14 protein-coding genes are annotated in these 17,840 nt (G+C 58.1%); 11 read left to right on the top strand and 3 right to left on the bottom strand.

The window, feature by feature from the left end:
* Positions 1-28: 28 nt before the first annotated feature.
* The 3 genes from PTZ19_RS02240 to PTZ19_RS02230 are packed head-to-tail and all read left to right on the top strand — an operon-like array spanning position 29 to position 3,210.
* Entirely contained in the window at positions 29-967 is a 939-nt protein-coding gene (locus PTZ19_RS02240; protein WP_276352125.1) for a nucleoside hydrolase, read from the top strand.
* Complete coding sequence (locus PTZ19_RS02235; protein WP_276352124.1) at positions 964-1,893, top strand: nucleoside hydrolase; 930 nt, start codon at positions 964-966, stop codon at positions 1,891-1,893. The genes PTZ19_RS02240 and PTZ19_RS02235 overlap by 4 nt, the downstream gene beginning before the upstream one ends.
* A gap of 30 nt (positions 1,894-1,923) precedes the next feature.
* Positions 1,924-3,210 carry a M20 family metallopeptidase gene (locus tag PTZ19_RS02230; protein WP_276352123.1) on the top strand — a complete coding sequence of 429 codons (1,287 nt, stop codon included), beginning with the start codon at positions 1,924-1,926 and terminating at the stop codon, positions 3,208-3,210.
* A gap of 36 nt (positions 3,211-3,246) precedes the next feature.
* On the opposite strand, the gene PTZ19_RS02225 is transcribed toward PTZ19_RS02230, so the two are convergent.
* Positions 3,247-4,404 carry an acyl-CoA dehydrogenase family protein gene (locus PTZ19_RS02225; RefSeq protein WP_276352122.1) on the bottom strand — a complete coding sequence of 386 codons (1,158 nt, stop codon included), beginning with the start codon at positions 4,402-4,404 and terminating at the stop codon, positions 3,247-3,249.
* Positions 4,405-4,638: 234 nt separating this feature from the next.
* On the opposite strand from PTZ19_RS02225, the gene PTZ19_RS02220 reads away from it, so the two are divergent.
* Positions 4,639-4,842 (top strand): copper ion binding protein, encoded by a 204-nt coding sequence (locus PTZ19_RS02220; protein ID WP_276352121.1) that lies wholly within the window; start codon positions 4,639-4,641, stop codon positions 4,840-4,842.
* Between the two features lie 29 nt (positions 4,843-4,871).
* Positions 4,872-7,985, top strand: a complete 3,114-nt coding sequence (locus PTZ19_RS02215) for a heavy metal translocating P-type ATPase (protein ID WP_276352120.1) — start codon at positions 4,872-4,874, stop codon at positions 7,983-7,985.
* 398 nt (positions 7,986-8,383) lie between these two features.
* Here PTZ19_RS02215 and PTZ19_RS02210 read toward each other — a convergent pair whose 3' ends face one another.
* Together PTZ19_RS02210 and PTZ19_RS02205 are read right to left on the bottom strand one after the other, a co-directional pair.
* Complete coding sequence (locus PTZ19_RS02210) at positions 8,384-9,676, bottom strand: arsenic transporter (RefSeq protein WP_276352119.1); 1,293 nt, start codon at positions 9,674-9,676, stop codon at positions 8,384-8,386.
* Between the two features lie 311 nt (positions 9,677-9,987).
* Entirely contained in the window at positions 9,988-10,722 is a 735-nt protein-coding gene (locus PTZ19_RS02205; protein WP_276352118.1) for a FadR/GntR family transcriptional regulator, read from the bottom strand.
* Between the two features lie 140 nt (positions 10,723-10,862).
* Between PTZ19_RS02205 and PTZ19_RS02200 the strand changes: the two genes are divergently transcribed.
* The 6 genes from PTZ19_RS02200 to PTZ19_RS02175 all read left to right on the top strand — a co-directional run bounded on the left by PTZ19_RS02200 (position 10,863) and on the right by PTZ19_RS02175 (position 17,838).
* Entirely contained in the window at positions 10,863-12,278 is a 1,416-nt protein-coding gene (locus PTZ19_RS02200) for an FAD-linked oxidase C-terminal domain-containing protein (protein ID WP_276352116.1), read from the top strand.
* 52 nt (positions 12,279-12,330) lie between these two features.
* Positions 12,331-13,647, top strand: coding sequence for a (Fe-S)-binding protein (locus tag PTZ19_RS02195; protein ID WP_276352114.1), 1,317 nt, complete (start codon positions 12,331-12,333; stop codon positions 13,645-13,647).
* Between the two features lie 91 nt (positions 13,648-13,738).
* Complete coding sequence (locus PTZ19_RS02190) at positions 13,739-14,167, top strand: universal stress protein (protein ID WP_276352112.1); 429 nt, start codon at positions 13,739-13,741, stop codon at positions 14,165-14,167.
* A 705-nt stretch (positions 14,168-14,872) separates the two neighbouring features.
* Positions 14,873-15,061, top strand: a complete 189-nt coding sequence (locus PTZ19_RS02185; protein ID WP_276352110.1) for a helix-turn-helix domain-containing protein — start codon at positions 14,873-14,875, stop codon at positions 15,059-15,061.
* An 18-nt stretch (positions 15,062-15,079) separates the two neighbouring features.
* Complete coding sequence (locus PTZ19_RS02180; RefSeq protein ID WP_276352108.1) at positions 15,080-15,670, top strand: DUF5317 domain-containing protein; 591 nt, start codon at positions 15,080-15,082, stop codon at positions 15,668-15,670.
* 965 nt (positions 15,671-16,635) lie between these two features.
* Positions 16,636-17,838 carry a bifunctional diguanylate cyclase/phosphohydrolase gene (locus PTZ19_RS02175; protein WP_276352106.1) on the top strand — a complete coding sequence of 401 codons (1,203 nt, stop codon included), beginning with the start codon at positions 16,636-16,638 and terminating at the stop codon, positions 17,836-17,838.
* Positions 17,839-17,840 lie beyond the last annotated feature (2 nt).

Genomic DNA, 17,840 nt, shown 5'->3' with positions numbered 1-17,840 from the left:
GATCGATAGAAGGCGGGAGAGGGAGAACATGGACGATACGACAAGGATCATGCTGGATTTGAACGCCGGTCCGGAGAACGCGCTGGCCGTGCTGCTGGCCGCCAGGTCCCCGCGCTTCACGCTAGAGGGGATCACCTCCGTTTTCGGGACGTCCGGCGCGGAGGAAGGCGCTCGAAATGCGCTTCTGCTGGCGGAGCTCGCGGCTCCGGATCGGGACATTCCCGTGGCGATCGGCGCCGCCGCGCCGCTGCTTCGGGAATGCAAGCCGGCTGGAGCGGGCGGCTGGGCGCTGCCGGAACCGAAGCGGAAGCCGGTTCCCGCATCCGCGGCGGAGTTGATCGTGGAGCGGCTCAATCGGCATCGGGGGCGGATTACGCTCATCTGCTGCGGGCCGCTCACCAACGTGGCGTTGGCCCTCGTTCAAGATCCCGGGATCGCGGACAAAGCGAAACGGCTGGTGATCGCCGGCGGCGCCCTGAAGGCGCCGGGCGACGTGACGCCCGTGTCCGAGCGAAATCTATGGAGCGATCCGGAAGCGGCTTTCCGCGTCTTCCGTTCCGGGATCCCGATCACCCTGCTGGGGCTGGACGTCACGAGGGAAGCGGCTCTGCCGCCGGAGCTCCTGCGGTCATTGGTGAAGGAAAGCGACGCGGTTGCGGATTTCCTCGAGCAGATCATCCGGACGAGGACGTCAATCCGGGGAACCGGAACTTCTTCGGGGATCCCGGCTGGAGACGCGTTAGCCGTCGCGGTTGCGGCGGATCCCGGTTTGGTTGAAACCGAAGGCTTTTCGGTCATGATCGAGATCAAAGGGACGGTGTCCCGGGGCGCCACGCTTGTCGATTTGCGCAAAGGATTGCGGCCGACGGTCCATAACTGCGACAGCGCTCTGAAGGTAAATAACGGACGGCTGGCCGCCGGATGGACCGAACTCATGTCGCGGGCGGCGAAAGGGGGAGCCCGATGAACCCGACGATTCTGGACGTCGACACGGGCATTGACGACGCTTTAGCCATTGCTTACGCGGTACGTTCTCCCGCGCTGGAGGTGCTCGGCATTACCACCTGTTTCGGCAACGTTTCGGCGGAGGAAGCGTCGTGCAACACGCTCACGGTATTGGATTACTTGGAGAGCGACATTCCGGTGTATCAAGGCGCGGGCGAGCCCTTGTTCCGCAAGTACTTGGGCGAGAAAGCCGTCGCCATCCACGGGGAAGACGGGCTCGGCAACCGGGCCGACCGGATTTTGAAGCGGGGGATCGAGAAGCAGCACGCCGTCGACTTCATGATCGAGCAAATCAAGCGGAGGCCGGGAGAGGTGACGCTGGTCTGCGTGGGCACGATGACCAATTTGGCCCTCGCCTTGATGAAAGCCCCGGAAATCGCCGGTTTGATGAAACGAGCCGTCATCATGGGCGGTGCCGTGACGGTGCCGGGCAACGTGACGCCTTGGGCCGAAGCCAACATCCACAACGATCCCGAAGCGGCGGAATGGCTGTTCCGTTCGTCCGCGCCGGTGACGATGGTCGGCCTGGACGTGACGATGCAAACGCTGCTTCCGGAGGAGGAACTGGACCGCTGGCGCCGGAAGAACACGCCGCTGGCTTCTTTCATGGCGGACATCTCGGAGTTCTACATTCAATGCTACAAACGGAATTATCCCGGCATCCGGGGATGCGGCCTGCACGATCCGCTGGCCGTCGGAGCGGTCATCGACCCGACGTTCGTGACTACGGTGCCGATGCATGTGCAGGTGGATCTAGAAGGTTCCCTGTCCTTGGCTAGGACGATCGGGGACCGGCGGGAGCAGCCGGACCGCAGGCCGAACGCGGACGTCTGCTTGACGGTCGACGCGGATCGTTTTCTGGCCCATTTTCTGGAAAACACCGTATGACGCGGGTTTAGAAGGAGGGAGGCGGACGCGGTGTTGGAAAAGTTAAAGGATACGCTGGTCCGGCATCGGGAGGAATATATCGGGAATCTTAAGGGCCTGATCGCCTGCGATACCCATCTGCTCGGACACGGCATCGAAGGCGGGCTGGAGAAGAACGGCCAACATTATTTGGAAAGCCTGCTTCTCTCCCTGGGCGCGGAGGTCGCCATAGAACCGATGGACGAGGCCGTCGTCCAATTGGGGATCTCCCTCTGCGGAGAAGGGAATCCGGGACACGATTATACGGATCGGTATAACGTGATCGGCACGTTCCGGGGATCGGACCAAGGTCGGACGATCCTCTTCGACAGCCATGTCGACACGCTGCCGCCCGGCGATCCCGCCTTGTGGGAGAAGGATCCTTTCGAGCCCGTCCTGAAGGACGGCAAGCTGTACGGTTTGGGCGCCTCCGACATGAAATCCGGTCTCATGGCTTCCATCATGAGCGTCAAGCTGCTGAAGGATGCCGGAATCGAGCTCCCCGGTACGGTCAAAATCCTCTCCGTCGTCGACGAGCACGGCGGAGGGAACGGGACGCTTGCGGCCGTGCTGAACGGGCATGCCGCGGACGCGGCCGTCATTTGCGAGCCTTCAGACGAGATGATCAACATCGCGCACATGGGCTTCCTTTTCTTCAAAATCTCCGTGAAAGGCCGCGGCCTGCATTCGGGGCTCAAGTGGAAGGGCGTAAACGCGATCGAGAAAGCGATGCTGCTTATCGCGGAACTTCAGGAACTAGAGCGCGGATGGCTCATGAACTACAAGCATCCGGACCTGCCGGCTCCGACCCTGAACATCGGGGAAATCCGGGGCGGCATCGCCGGCTCGGTCGTTCCGGACGCATGCGAGTTCAAATTGTGCGTGCATTACCTGCCGGGTCTCATGTGCCGCAAGTCCGTCGAGGAGGAGGTGGCCGGCGCAATCCGGCTCCGCTCGCAAGGGGACCCGTGGCTGCGGGATCATCCGCCTGAAATTTCCGTTTACCAGGCTGGCGGCAGCTTCGAGATGGAGCGGGATCATCCGCTGATCCATACCGCCCGCCGCTCCATGGGCCTCGTGTTCGGCGAAGCGGTTGCCGTCACGGGCTCTTCGGCGGGATGCGACGCCAGACTGCTCAAAAACGTCGGGAATATCCCCACGGTCATGATGGGGCCGGGTCATAACGAACAATGCGGCAAACCGAACGAATACGTGACGGTCGACAATTATTTGAACTTCATTCTGGTATACGCGTTGACGATCCTCGATTGGTGCGGAAACGGAGAAGCGGCATGGTAGGGTCGGCTACCGGCCTCTTCCGGCTTTCCTTATCCATCAGCGCTCTTCTTTCAGCGCCTCGGCCGCCAGCATCTGCAGCACCATGTTGTCCATCGGCGGGTTGTGCAGACCGGCCCGCACGTCGCGGTAATACCGTTCCAGCGGCATCGAACGGGACAAGCTGGCGCCGCCCACGATCCGCATGGCGAGGTCGACGACTTGGATCGCGCTGTTGGTCACGATATGTTTCGCCAGACCGAGCTCCGGCTTCATGCGGGCTCGGTTTTCCGGTTCCCGGTCCCAGCGGTCCGCGGCGGCGTACAGCAGCGTGCGGGCCGTCCGCAGCTCCGCTTCCATTCGGCCGATCGTCTGCTGGACGGTCTGGACTTCGGAGAGCGGACCGGTCAAATAGTTGGGACGGTAATCCTGCGCATATCGAACGGCGAAATCCCGCGCCGCGAGCGCGATGCCGGCGTAGCAAGCCGGGATGTGCAGCAGCCAGCCGCCTCCGTCGTCCTCTCCTTTGCCGACGATTCGGGCTCCTTCTTCGGCGAAGGCGCGGTCCAGCACCACGTCATGGCTTCCGGTTGCGCGCATGCCAAGGGTATCCCACGTTTCCAACACCGTAACGCGGTCGGACTTCCGGACCAGAAATTCGTCCGTACGGTCCTCCTCGGGGACGAAGGCGGACACGACGAAACGGTCGAGGATCGGGGACAACGTGCTGAACGTTTTGCGTCCCGAGATCAGCCAGCCGCCTTCCGTCCGCACGGCCGTCGTCTCCGGCCGGCCGCCGCGCGTCGGGCTTCCCGTCGCCGCTTCGCTGGCGAAAGTGTTAATCATCGCCCCATCCGACACGATGTCCCGGCACAACTGCTCAAACAGCGGCGTCGGCCACTTCCGGACGGAGCGGAGATGAAGGATCTGCCCGACATGCCAGCCGACCGCGAGGGCGGTGGAGCCGTCTCCGTAGGCTAGCCGTTCCTGAAGCAGAACCAGCTCGTACAGCGGCAGTTCATCCCCGCCGTACGCCTTGGGAACGGTGATTTTCAAGTAACCTGCGTCGCGCAGGTCGGCGAAATTCTCGAACGGAAACGATCCGTCCCGGTCGTGCGCGGCCGCCCGTTCGGAGAAACGGGCGGCCAGCTCTTCGACCTGTCGGACGCGCGTCCGTTCTTCCTCGTTTCGAACGAATTGGTCGATCAAACGGCTCATGCGGGACACTCCTTTTCGATTGCTGGATCCTGAACATTCATACCCCGCATTGTACCACATTCCGCCCGCGTTGCTTAAGACGCCCGAGTCGGGACAATCGCCTTCGGGCGTGTAACCGATACGAAATGAGGCATAATAAGAAAAAGCTTCATTTTGCTCTTTACATACACTAGGGGGGTATAGTATGATGAGTTCAGAAAGAAAATCACCCATTATCATACAGGAGGAATTCTTATGCAAACCATCACATTGAACGTTCGGGGAATGAGCTGCGGCCATTGCGTAAATTCCGTAGAAGGCGCGGTCAAGAAGCAGGGGGCAGCCGCGAAAGTCGACCTCGCTTCCGGTTCGGTCACGGTCGAATACGACGAAAGCCGAGTCAGCCTGCAAGCCATCAAAGAAGCCATCGAGGAACAAGGTTACGACGTCGTTTCCTAATCGCACCAGATAAGGCATGGTGATTCCGCATGAGCAATCCGACTTCCCCGGCTTCGGCCGGGCAGACGATGAAAACGGCCGATTTCGATATCATCGGCATGACCTGCGCGGCCTGCGCGACCCGCATCGAAAAAGGACTCAACAAAATGGACGGGGTCAAGGCTTCGGTCAATCTCGCCTTAGAGTCCGCCCGGGTGGAATATAATCCCTCCGTCATTTCGACGGAGGACATGATCAAGAAGGTGGAGCAGCTGGGCTATAAAGCCCAGCTCAAGAAGGGGGCCGAAGCCGGCGCGGAGCGCCGCGCCCGCGAGATCCTTCGCCAGAAATGGACGTTGGCGATTTCGGCGCTGCTCACCCTGCCGCTGCTATGGGCCATGGTCGGCCACTTCTCGTTTACGTCGTGGATCTGGGTACCGGATCTGTTCATGCGGCCCTGGTTCCAGTTCGCGCTGGCCACGCCCGTTCAGTTCCTGATCGGCGGCCGTTTCTACGTCGGAGCTTTCAAGGCGCTGCGGAACGGCAGCGCGAACATGGACGTGCTCGTGGCGCTCGGAACGTCCGCTGCTTATTTCTACAGTTTGTACGTCACGATCTGGGAAGTCCCTTCAGCGCTATATTATGAAACCAGCTCCGTGCTGATCACGCTGATCCTGCTCGGCAAGCTGTTCGAGGCGATGGCCAAAGGGCGTTCGTCCGAGGCGATCAAGGCGCTGATGGGCCTGCAGGCCAAAACCGCCGTGGTGATCCGCGAAGGCCGGGAAATCGGCGTGCCCGTGGAAGAAGTCGCGGTCGGCGACCTGTTGCGGGTCCGGCCGGGCGAGAAAATCCCGGTGGACGGGATCGTCGCCGAAGGACAGTCGGCGGTCGACGAATCGATGCTGACCGGGGAGAGCGTGCCGGTCGACAAGTTCGCCGGCGAGCCGGTGTTCGGGGCGACCCTGAACAAACAAGGGGCGCTTACGATCCGGGCGACGAAGGTCGGCAAGGAAACCGCGTTGTCGCAAATCATTAAGGTCGTGGAAGAAGCGCAAGGCTCCAAAGCCCCGATTCAGCGGATCGCGGACGTCATTTCGGGCATTTTCGTCCCCATCGTCGTCGGCATCGCGCTGGTTACGTTCCTCATTTGGTATTTCGGCGCGGATCCGGGCGATTTGTCCTCCGCGCTGGAGAAAGCGATCGCCGTGCTCGTCATCGCCTGCCCCTGCGCGCTCGGCCTGGCGACCCCCACTTCGATCATGGCAGGGTCCGGCCGCGCCGCGGAACTCGGCATCCTGTTCAAGGGCGGGGAGCATCTCGAGAATACGCATCGGATCCAGACGGTCGTGCTGGATAAGACCGGCACCGTAACCAAAGGCAAACCGGAATTGACCGACGTGCGGCTGGAAGAAGGTTTCGAAGAAGCGCAGGTGCTGGCCTGGGTCGGCTCCGCGGAGAACCAATCCGAGCACCCGCTTGCGGAAGCCATTGTTGCCGGAATACGGGCCAGGGGTATCGCGCTGCCGCGGACGGATTCTTTCCAAGCCATTCCCGGCTTCGGCATCATGGCCGTCGTCGAAGGGCATGGCCTCCTGGTCGGGACCAAAAAGCTGATGGCCGAGTACAGCGTCCGCGCGGAGCGCGCGTTCGAGGAAATGGAACGCCTGGAATCGCAGGGCAAAACGGTCATGCTGATCGCCGTGGACGGAAAGTATGCGGGTTACGCGGCTGTCGCGGACACGATCAAAGATACGTCCGTTCAAGCGATTAAGCGGCTGAATGAGATGGGCTTGGAAGTCATCATGATGACCGGCGACAACGAGCGGACGGCGCGGGCCATCGCGGATCAAGCCGGAATCGGCCGGGTGCTCGCGGAAGTGCTGCCGGACGGCAAAGCCAGCGAGATCAAGAAGCTGCAAGCGGCCGGCCAAACCGTGGCCATGGTCGGAGACGGGATCAACGACGCTCCGGCGCTGGCCACGGCGGATATCGGGATGGCGATCGGCACCGGCACGGACGTGGCGATGGAGGCCGCGGACGTCACGCTCATGCGCGGCGACTTGAACAGCATCCCCGACGCGATTTCCATGAGCAAGAAGACGATGGCCAATATCCGCCAGAATCTGTTTTGGGCGCTGGCGTATAACGTGATCGGAATTCCGGTGGCCGCGTTCGGTTACCTGGAGCCTTGGCTGGCCGGCGCGGCAATGGCGCTCAGCTCGGTGTCCGTGGTCCTCAACGCCCTGCGGCTGCAGAACGTGGATCGGAAGGACGGGGAAAGAGCGAACGGTCCTTTTCATGGCAGAACGGGATCGATTTTGGTGGTCGCGCTGGTCGTTATTGCCTTCCTGGCCGGGTACGGTTTCGGCAAGCAAAGCCAATCGACGGGGACGGTCAAAGACGAGATGGGGATGGCCATGCCGGGGTCCGGGGAATCGTCCGGCCACGGACATGGGGCGGAGAGCGATGAGGATGCCGTCAATACCGAAGCGGTATGGGCGACGGATAACGCCAAGGCGGGAGCGGAAGCGACGATTCGCATTCACATTCAGGATGCGGCCGGTCGGCCGGTCGACGAGTTCGACATCGAGCACGAGAAGCTCATGCACATGATCGTCGTCAGCAAAGACTTGTCCTATTTCAACCACATCCATCCCGAGTATCTGGGGAACGGCGATTTCGCCGTCACGAACGTTTTCCCTTCCGGAGGCGACTACAAGCTGATCGCCGATTACGTTCCGGCCGGCGGCGGCAAAAACGTGCAGATGGAATGGGTTCATGTCGAAGGAGAGTCCGCGGCTCCGGCGGCGATCGTTCCGGAAACGGAATTCGCGAAGGTCGTGGACGGGGTGAAGATAACGCTTCGGAATGACCGTTTCGAAGCCGGCATGGAAACGGAACTCGGTTTTCACCTGACGGACGCGGCGACCGGGGAACCGATTTCCGATCTGGAGCCTTATCTGGGCGCGGTCGGACACGTCGTCGTGCTCAGTCGGGACACGGAGCAATATCTCCACGTGCATCCGCTCGACGAGAAAGCCGCAGGACCCGACGCGGCGTTCGCCACCGAGTTCGAGGATCCCGGCGTATATAAAATCTGGGCGCAGTTCCAAAGAGAAGGCAAGGTTCTGACGGTTCCTTTCGTCGTGGAAGTAAAAGCTTGACGGAAAGGCGCCGCGGTTCCCGAAGGCACGGAGGCCGGTCTAAGACCGGCCTCCGCCTGTTGGCGAAGCCGTTGCCAGGATTCTTCGATACCTTTGGGAAACCATCCAACGAATTCGAAAGATCTATCACAAATCACTTGAGCAGAACATTTTTGATTGTGTTTGAAATTTCGAATACATTTCACCAGCGGCCGCAAAGCCGAGCGATTGTTTGCGATTTTTCATATTGAATACCGATGAATTGCGATTATATCCAAAATTGAACTCGTAAAATCGAATATATTTATAAAAAGCATTTTGCTAATCAACGTGTTGAAAGTTTTTCAACAGTCGGAGGCCGGTCTAAGACCGGCCTTTTTGCGTTCGATTTAGGGCAGATAGGTGATGCATTGATGCATTTAATAGATCACGCGAAGCCATACATATAACCCGGCCAGCGTGACGAACAGCACCGGAACCGTTAGGATGAAGCCTACTCTGAAGTAATAGCCCCAGCCGATCTTCACGCCTTTGCCCGACAGCACGTGCAGCCACAGCAGCGTGGCCAGGGAGCCGATCGGCGTCAGCTTCGGCCCGAGGTCGGAGCCGATGACGTTGGCGTAGACCAAGGCTTCGCGCAGCGCGCCGGACGTGTCCGTGCCGTGAATGGCCAGCGCGTCGATCATGACCGTAGGCAGATTGTTCATGACGGACGAGAGCACGGCCGCGATGAAGCCCCCGCCGACGGAGGCGGCGAACAAGCCGTGATCGGCGGTCCACTCCAACGCTTGGCCAAGCTTGTCCGTCAAACCGGCGTTCCGCAAGCCGTAGACGACGACGTACATGCCGATCGAGAACGCCACGATCGCCCAAGGCGCGCCTTTCACCAGTTTCCAGGCTTGCAGGTTCGGGCTTCTTCGCGCCAGCAGCAGGAAAATCAAGGCCGCGGCTCCCGCGAGGAAGGAGACCGGGATTCCGATGAATTCGCTGGTGAAGTAAGCGGCCAGCAAGACGGCCAGCACGGCCCAAGAGATCCGGAACAGCCGCCGGTCTTTGACCGCCTCGGCGGGATGCTTCAGAGCGGTTTCGTCATACCGCTCCGGCAGGCTTTTTCCGTAGTAGAGGAATAGGACCAGCAGGCTGGACGCGATCGAGAACAACGTCGGAACGAGCATCCGGCTCGCGTATTCCGCGAATTCGATGCCGAAGAAGTCCGAGGACACGATATTGACCAGATTGCTGATCACGAACGGCGTCGATGCGGTGTCCGAGATGAAACCCCCCGCCATGATGAAGGGCAGCACCATGCGTTCCTCGAACTTCAGCGCCCGAATCATCGCCAATATGATGGGGGTCAGGATCAGCGCGGCCCCGTCGTTGGCGAACAAGGCGGAGACCGCGGCGCCCAGCAGCACGGCGAGTACGAACAGCCGCTTTCCGTTGCCTCGTGCGAACCGGGCCATATGCAGCGCGGCCCATTCGAAAAAGCCGATCTCGTCCAAAATGAGAGAGATCAAAATGAGCGCGACGAACGTCAAAGTCGCGTTCCAAACCATCTGCGTGACATCCCAGACGTCCTGCACGGTGACGACGCCCGCCGCGAGAGCCAGGACGGCGCCTCCGCATGCGGACCAGCCGATGCTTAAGCCTCGAGGCTGCCAAATGACGAAGAGCAGAGTAAGAAGAAACAGGATAACGGCGAGTGCGAGCATGAATCCTCCTGGAGTTGCGGCAGCAGTTTGCGTTTTTCGACATAATTCACTCCAAGTATAAGCGATCGCGACCGGAAGTAAAGGACAAATATGAGTTGAAGCGGGCGTGTAGAGGGGGAGGGGTTGTAGGCGCAAAATTCGTGGTTGGTGTGGACGAGTGGCGGGGCGGACGGTCTGTAGACGCAAAATTTGTAGTTGGAGAGGACGAGTAGCGGTGCTGGCGAGCTGTAGCCACAAATAGTGCCGTTGAAGCGGTTGGGCGGGCTGTAGATGAAGGAGGAGGAGACTGGACCTTCTCCTTCATGATGCAATCAGCGAACGCCGGGTTCCCGTAATTCGTCCCGCAGATTGTCCCGGAGCACTTGCTCGACTTTGGCCAAATGCTCGTTCATCCGCTCGGCCGCCCGTTTTTCGTCGCGCTGCAGCACCGCCTGCAGGATGCCCGCGTGCTCTTCCAGCAGCTGCTCGGCGGAGCGGCGGTCCGCGTAGAACCATGCGGAGCGGGTATGCCTCATGTTATGGTGGAGCTGCTCCGACAAGGAGCGCGTAAGCTCGATCAGCAGCGGGTTATGGGTGGCCTCGGCGAGCCGCAAATGGAACGCCGTATCCGCTTGCTCTCCGGCGACTTCGTCGGAGAGCACTTCTTTCATGCGGCCGACCGCTTCCCGCAAGTCATTCGCGTCGTCCTCCTTGCAGTTCCGCGCCGCCAACGAGGCGTTGCCGGTCTCCAACACGCGCCGCACTTCCACGAGCTGAAGCAGGGAGTCGGCATTCGCGATCCAATCCGCCAGAGGCTGCGAAGCCGTCTCGGCTTCTTTCGCTTTCACGAAGGTACCGCCGCCTTGGCGGATATCCAGGACCCCGATCGCTTTCATGGCGCTGAGCGCCTCGCGGACGGTCGAGCGCCCGACGCCGAACCGTTCCGACAGTTCGACGACCGACGGGAGCTTGTCCCCCGGACGCACCTGTCCCTCCGCGATTTCCCGCATCAACTCGCTCCGTACCCATTCGCTGCTCTTGAGCGGCCGGTTGTTCACTCTGTTCACCGAATCCTTTCCCGCTAATCCGCCAACCTCGGCATTTTAAAATATTGTACCTGTTTTGCTCTTATCATGATATACTTTTTCTAGTTAAAGTCATCAGATGACCTGATTAATTATGGACTAGTAGAAAGCAGGTGTCGAATTTGCTCCCCGACGTTGTGAAACGGGAATTGGAAGCCGTACTCGGGGCGGGCGGCGTCAAGGACGACCCGCAGTCGCTCGTCACGCACTCTTACGACGGAACCCCGATGCAGCAAGCGCTGCCGGACGCGGTCGTCTATCCGGAAAACACGGAGCAGGTATCCGGCGTAATGAAAGCGCTGAGCCGGCATAAAATCCCGCTCGTCAGCCGCGGCTCCGGGACCAACTTGTGCGGCGGCACCGTTCCCGTCAATGGCGGCGTCGTCATGGTCATGCACCGGATGAACCGCATTTTGGAAGTGGACATGGAAAATTTGACGGCGACCGTGCAGCCCGGGTTGAACACCAAGCAGTTCGCGACCCATATCGAAAGCCTCGGCTTGTTCTATCCGCCCGATCCGAGCAGCATGGCGGTGTCGACGCTCGGCGGCAACATCGCGGAAAATTCCGGCGGTCTGCGAGGGCTTAAATACGGAACGACGAAGGACTACGTCATCGGACTCGAAGCGGTGCTGGCGAGCGGGGAAATCATCCGCACGGGCGGCAAGCTGATGAAAGACGTCGCGGGCTACGACCTGACGAAGCTGCTCGTCGGCTCGGAGGGGACGCTGGCTGTCATCACGGAAGCGACGCTGAAGCTGATTCCGCCGCCGAAAGCGAAGAAAACGATGCTCGCCATGTACCAGGATCTGTACGACGCGGCCCGCACCGTTTCCAAAATCATCGAGAACCGCATCATTCCCGCCACGCTGGAAATTTTGGACAACCCGACGATCCGGGTCGTCGACGATTTCGCGAAGCTGGGTTTGCCGCTGGACATGGCGGCGATCCTGCTGATCGAGCAGGACGGGGATCCGGAAACGGTCGAACGCGATATCCGGGTCATCGAGCAAATTTGCTTGGACGAAAAGGCGGTACGGGTCGAAGTCGCGAAGTCCGAAGCGGAGGCGCTCAAGCTGCTCACGGCGCGGCGCAGCGCGTTCACCGCGTTGGCCCGGCTGCGGCCGACGACGATTCTCGAGGACGCGACCGTGCCGAGATCCAAAATCGCCGACATGGTGGTCGAAATCAACCGGATCGCGAAGAAGCATAACGTGACCATTTGCACGTTCGGGCACGCCGGCGACGGGAACCTTCATCCGACGGCGACCACGGACGCCCGCGATCAAGACGAGGTGCATCGCGTGGAAGCGGCATTCGAGGAAATTTTCGAGGCTGCCATCCGGCTGGGCGGAACGATTACCGGCGAGCACGGGGTCGGCATCGTGAAGGCGCCGTTCCTGGAGTGGAAGGTCGGAGAGACCGGCATGGCCGTGATGAAGGCGATCAAGGCGGCGTTCGACCCGGACAACCTGCTGAACCCCGGCAAAGTTTTCGCCAAATCGGCGCGCAAGAGAGTGGTGATCGAACATGGCTGATTCTGCGACGCTTATCAGACCAGCAAATGGGACTTCCGCGCCCTGCGGCTCGATGGGGGACACCCTGCGGGCCAAGCTGGACTACGAACAGCTGACGAACTGCATGCGCTGCGGCTTCTGTCTGCCCGCCTGCCCGACGTTCCGCGAGACGGGAGTGGAGGCGGAATCTCCCCGGGGACGGATCGCGCTCATGAAAGCCGTCGCCGACGGCTTGATGGAACCGGACCGCGCGTTCGAGGACCAGATGAACCATTGCCTCGGATGCCGCGCCTGCGAGACCGCCTGTCCCGCGGACGTCAAATACGGCCAATTGATCGAGCAGGCCCGGGACGGCATCGAACGGCATACCGACAGCCACCGGCCTTGGGTTCGGGCGGCTCGCCGGATCGCTTTCAAAGGACTGTTCCCTCATCAAAAACGGATGCGGCTGCTCGGCGGCGCGCTTAAGGTCTATCAGAAATCGGGAATGCGCGCGATCGCCCGCGGGACCGGCCTCATGAAGCTGTTCCCTAAACATCTGGAACAGATGGAACGGATCATGCCAGACGCGTCCTACAAGGGCGTCGCGGAGAGGATCGGCACCGTCCATCCTGCCGCCGGAGAACGGATCGGCACGGTGGGCATGTTCCGCGGCTGCATCATGGACGTCTTATTCACGGAGACGAACGTGAACACCGTCAAGCTGCTGCAAGCCGCGGGCTTCGACGTCGTCATTCCGCCCGCGCAGAACTGCTGCGGCGCTCTGCATGCGCACAGCGGGGAACGTGACGGCGCGGCGGAGCTGGCCAAAGGCAACATCCGCGCTTTCCGGGAAGCCGGCGTGGACTGGATCGTCTCCAATGCCGGCGGATGCGGCGCCCAATTGGCCGAATACGGGCATCTACTGCACGACGATCCGCAGTGGCGGAATGACGCCGAATGGTTCTCGGCCCGCACGATCGACGTCAGCAAGCTGCTTTTCGAGTTTGGCCGGCTGCCGGAGACGTTCGGCGATGCGAAAACCGGGGAACGCGTGCGGATTACGTATCAGGACTCCTGCCATTTGCGCAACGGGATGAAGTCGTCGGACGCCCCGCGCAAGCTGATGAACCGGATCGCGGACGCCGAATTCGTCGAGCTGTTCGAGGCCGACCGCTGCTGCGGCTCCGCGGGCATTTATAATTTGACCCAGCCCGAGACGGCGGGAAGCATTCTGGATCAGAAAATGCAGCACGTGAAGCGGACCGAAGCGCACTATTTGCTGACCAGCAATCCGGGCTGCCTTCTGCAGATGAAGCTCGGAATCGAAAAAGAAGGGCTGTCGGACCGGATGAAAGCCGTCCATATCGTGGATTTCCTCGCCGAACGAATGAAATCCGCCCGGGTGTGACGGATTTCACATCTTCGGCTCTGTTTCGGCGGTATACTAGTGGTGTGGAAGAGGAGCACCTTGTATCGCGGATCGCAGAGGAGGAATCTGCATGCTGTACCATCATGTTTTGGCGGCGTACGACGGTTCGGAAGTTTCGCTGAAAGCGCTGCGGCAGGCGGTTCGGTTGGCGGACGCGCCGGGCTGCAAGCTGACGGTCGCGCACGTGTTGTACCGACCGACTTATGCCGTCGAGGGGCTTGGCTTTGTCATGCCGGAGAGCGTCCAGGAGAAAGTGAAGGAATACGAGGACGGGCTGATCCGGAAAGCGCAAGAGGAAATCGCGAATCTCCCGTACTCGGAAATTTCCGTGTTGACCGGCCCCCCGGCGACGGCCATCCTGGAACACGCGGCAGATCAAAACTGCGATTTGATCGTCATGGGCAGCAGAGGCCTTGGACCGTTCAAGGAAATGATGCTGGGCAGCGTCAGCCACCATGTCGTCCAGCAGGCGAAATGTCCGGTTTTAATCGTGAAATAAAAGAATCGGCTCGGGGAAGGCAACCCGCCAAACCCGCCATACGGCGGGTTTGTTTTTATTCTACGACTGACCCATTCGCATACCAGGTCGAAAAATTCGAACACCATCAGGCTTAGGGACACAGAGGACGTTATCGGGGGCATTCCTCAACCTATCGTATTCTAACGGACAAGATTGCACTTATTCAGCAAAAATACCGCTGATTAGCCGCGAAGTGCAGTGCTTAAGGTCCGTGTTGTCCGTTACGATTTGAAGAACGTTGAAATTGCTCCAATAACGGCTGTGGTGTCCGTAACGATCGGCATAAGAGGAGATTCGTGCGAGCTTGGAACAGGATCCTTTCTGCATCCATCAAGTTGCCGACTATGAGATCATCGAATTCGAACCGACCCAGTGGACAGAAGAGTTGGCGGACTGGCTCGAGATTTCCCGTTCGGAAAATTGATGATTCCAAGTACCTATAACGCAACTGGATGAATCCGTCGATTTCGACGGGAAAAGCCAGCCGCGAGCGCTTCGAAAGACCTCGGTTACGGGGTCTTTTTTCTTTGGTTATAATAAATTTGGAAGAATATTCGAAAAAATTGTTGACGTCCGTTGTCGGACATTCTATAATTTGGTCGTGAAGGAAAAAAGAGAGACTCAGAGTTTGAGAGATTCCTTCCGGAGACACCGACCTCTCTTTCGATCAAAGGAGGGGAGATGTTGAGTCCGCTCAACGAGATCATGTCCACCGAAGAAGCCTCCAGGCTTTGGGGCGTCCATCAGGACCACGTGAAACGATTGTGCCGCGAGGGGAAAGTGAACTGCCGCAAAATCGGCAAGACTTACGTGTTGGAAAGAAACCAGCCGAATCCCGGTCTTCGGAAAGCGGCGGTACCCAGTCCAGTTTGATCGAAGGGAATTGCGAAGATGGTCTATGACGGTATCGTGATCGGGCTGATCGTCGGTTTCCTTCGCGCCGGTTGGCGGAATGGAATCACCGCGCTCTCCCAGATCCGGATCAAAGGCGGCTTGATTTTTCCGATTTTGCTGGCGACCCAGTTTCTCCTATACCTCTTGCATGACAATGTATCTTTCATCCAGCAATACAACGGTTACATGTTCATGCTCGTTTATGCAGCGGGGCTATATGTTCTGGTAATTAACCGCAAAGAAAAAGGCTTCTGGTGGATCTTCGCCGGCGTCGCGCTGAACTTTCTGGTCATGCTGGTCAACGGCGGCAAAATGCCGGTATCGGTGGAAGCGGCATCGGTTCTGGATCCGATTTACGTCGACATGCTGAAGAGCGGCGACGTTTCGACCAAGCATGCCATGCTCGACAATTCGACCGTTCTTCCTTTCTTAGGCGATATTATCCCGCTAACGAAGCCGTATCCAAGAACACAGGCAATCAGTATTGGCGATGTTGTAATGAACGTAGGCATTTTTATTTATCTTCAACATGCAATGGCATCACGTAAAATGGGGCTTTCTTTGTTAAATCAAAATAATATAGATTAAATGAATTTGAGAGGAGACATTTTTCATGAAAAAAGTAGAGGGAATCAAAGTTACCCGTATTTTGCTGAATGCACTCGTCGTTGCCTCTGTCATTATTGCTCTCACTTCTGGCTTTAAAGTCGGTTAAGTTGGGGAGGTCATTGGTGAATGAAAAAAACCACTGGTACAAAGATTGCTAAGATCTTACTCAACGCTTTAATCGTTGCGTCGATCGTCATTGCACTTACATCCGGGTTCAAAGTCGGATAAGATAAAGGGAAACAGGGGATCCTGTTTCCCTTATCTTTTAGAAGAGATTACGAAGGGATGTAAAGTGCATGATTGTGCAGTGGTATTCCAACCTCCGTAAACCGGTATATACGTATACTTTTTTCGTATGTCTCTGGGGCATACTTCTTTTCATGTCAATCCAATATCATCATCTCCCGGACTACTCAATGTCCGATTGGGTTATGATTTATTCGATGGTTGCTGCTGTGTTGATATTGGAGCATTATACGTTTCAAATACCGCCGGAAGGACACCGGCTGTCCATGGATTCCTCTGTATATTTGGCCGCCCTATTTTCATTCGGGACTAATCTCACTCTGTTTGTTTTAGCTCTAGCTTCTGTGGTCAGTTTTATGCATAATCGTGCGATTGTTTGGTGGAAACATTTGTTGAATTTTTCCGCTTACACATTCATGATTCTGTGTTCCTCAGCCGTATATTCATGGTTTGGAGGAACTACGGGTGCATTTAACCTTCAACATTTGACCGCGTACCTCTTCGCATTGTTCATTTATTTTGTAGTAAATAGTTTGATCATCGGTTTATATTATCTCTTGCTTTATAAAGGCAGATTATATGAAATCATTAAAGGGTTTTTGTCGGATGTTGTTTTCGCTTACTTAAGTACTTTATTGCTTTCTATCGTACTTGTAATCATGATCGTTAACAATCGATCGTTCGGGCTTTTTCTTTTCTTGGCTATCGGAATGGTGCTGTCCCATCTTTTCAGGCAGCTTTTCAAGATGTACAACGAGGTCACCGAGAAAGCGAATACGGACTTGCGGACCGGGCTGTACAGCCACAGTTACTTCGAAGAGAAGCTGGATGAATATATGAGGCAGTCGAGGGAACAGGGGCAGCCTTTGTCCCTCGTCATGATCGACCTGGACGACTTCAAGAAATACAACGATGCGTTCGGGCACCCGAAGGGAGACAAGCTGCTCGGCTTTTTCGGGCAGATGGTCAAATCCCACTGCGAGCCCAAGGGACTGTTCGCCGCCCGCTACGGCGGAGAGGAATTCGCGATCATCATGCCCGGTTTCGCCAAAGAGCAGGCCCGGTCTTTTATGGACGCGTTCCGCAAGCAGGTGAACGACACGCCATTCGAAGGCGTGGAAGTTTTCCCGCATGGCTGCGTATCGTTCTCCGCCGGGATCCTGGAAATCAGCCGCGAGACGTACGACAAGTCCCAATTGATCGATTGGGCGGATCGGGCGCTGTACGCCGCGAAAGCCAAGGGCAAGAACACGGTGTTCATTTACGGGGAAGAAAGCCGCCTGCCTCCGATGCTGGAGAACGACATCTACGAACTGGAGCAGCAGGTCAAAATATTTCTTTACAAAGACGTATATACATACAAGCACTCCAAACGGGTATTCGCTTATGCCATGGAAATGGCGGAGTATTTGAAACTCCGCGGGGAAGACCGGAGACAACTCGTGCTCGGGGCTTTGATCCATGACATCGGCAAGTTGGAAATTCCCCGGGATATTCTGAACAAAAAAAGCAAGCTGACCGGAGACGAGTGGGAGATCGTCAAGAAACACGTGCTTTGGGGCAAGGAAATCGTCTCGGTCACGCCCAAATTCAAGGATTTGATCCCGATGGTCGAATTCCATCATGAACGCTTCGACGGCAAAGGATATCCGAACGGATTGAAAGGAGAGGAAATCCCGAAACAGGCGCGGCTGCTTTCCATAATCGATTCCTTCGATGCCATGACGACGGAAAGGCCGTACCAGGAAACGAAATCGTACTCCGATGCGCTGCAAGAAATCCACAGATGCGCGGGTACGCAGTTCGATCCGGAGCTTGCCGCGCAGTTCATCGGCTATATGGAGGGAAAGCTGTCGGAAGCCGAAGCAGCCGTTACGGCGGAGGGGGATCATGACGATTAACC

This window comes from Cohnella caldifontis (genome assembly GCF_029360585.1).
GTDB classification, from domain to species: Bacteria; Bacillota; Bacilli; order Paenibacillales; family Paenibacillaceae; genus Cohnella; species Cohnella caldifontis.
Note: the sequence above shows the minus strand (reverse complement) of the source record. Positions and strands in the feature narration are given on the sequence as shown.

What these genes read in the sequence shown, in the direction of transcription:
- PTZ19_RS02240 (WP_276352125.1), top strand. Translation starts at nt 29, where the DNA reads ATGGACGATACGACAAGGATCATGCTGGATTTGAACGCCGGTCCGGAG.
- PTZ19_RS02210 (WP_276352119.1), bottom strand. Translation starts at nt 9,676, where the DNA reads ATGCTCGCACTCGCCGTTATCCTGTTTCTTCTTACTCTGCTCTTCGTC.
- PTZ19_RS02215 (WP_276352120.1), top strand. Translation starts at nt 4,872, where the DNA reads ATGAGCAATCCGACTTCCCCGGCTTCGGCCGGGCAGACGATGAAAACG.
- PTZ19_RS02220 (WP_276352121.1), top strand. Translation starts at nt 4,639, where the DNA reads ATGCAAACCATCACATTGAACGTTCGGGGAATGAGCTGCGGCCATTGC.
- PTZ19_RS02195 (WP_276352114.1), top strand. Translation starts at nt 12,331, where the DNA reads ATGGGGGACACCCTGCGGGCCAAGCTGGACTACGAACAGCTGACGAAC.
- PTZ19_RS02190 (WP_276352112.1), top strand. Translation starts at nt 13,739, where the DNA reads ATGCTGTACCATCATGTTTTGGCGGCGTACGACGGTTCGGAAGTTTCG.
- PTZ19_RS02180 (WP_276352108.1), top strand. Translation starts at nt 15,080, where the DNA reads ATGGTCTATGACGGTATCGTGATCGGGCTGATCGTCGGTTTCCTTCGC.
- PTZ19_RS02235 (WP_276352124.1), top strand. Translation starts at nt 964, where the DNA reads ATGAACCCGACGATTCTGGACGTCGACACGGGCATTGACGACGCTTTA.
- PTZ19_RS02225 (WP_276352122.1), bottom strand. Translation starts at nt 4,404, where the DNA reads ATGAGCCGTTTGATCGACCAATTCGTTCGAAACGAGGAAGAACGGACG.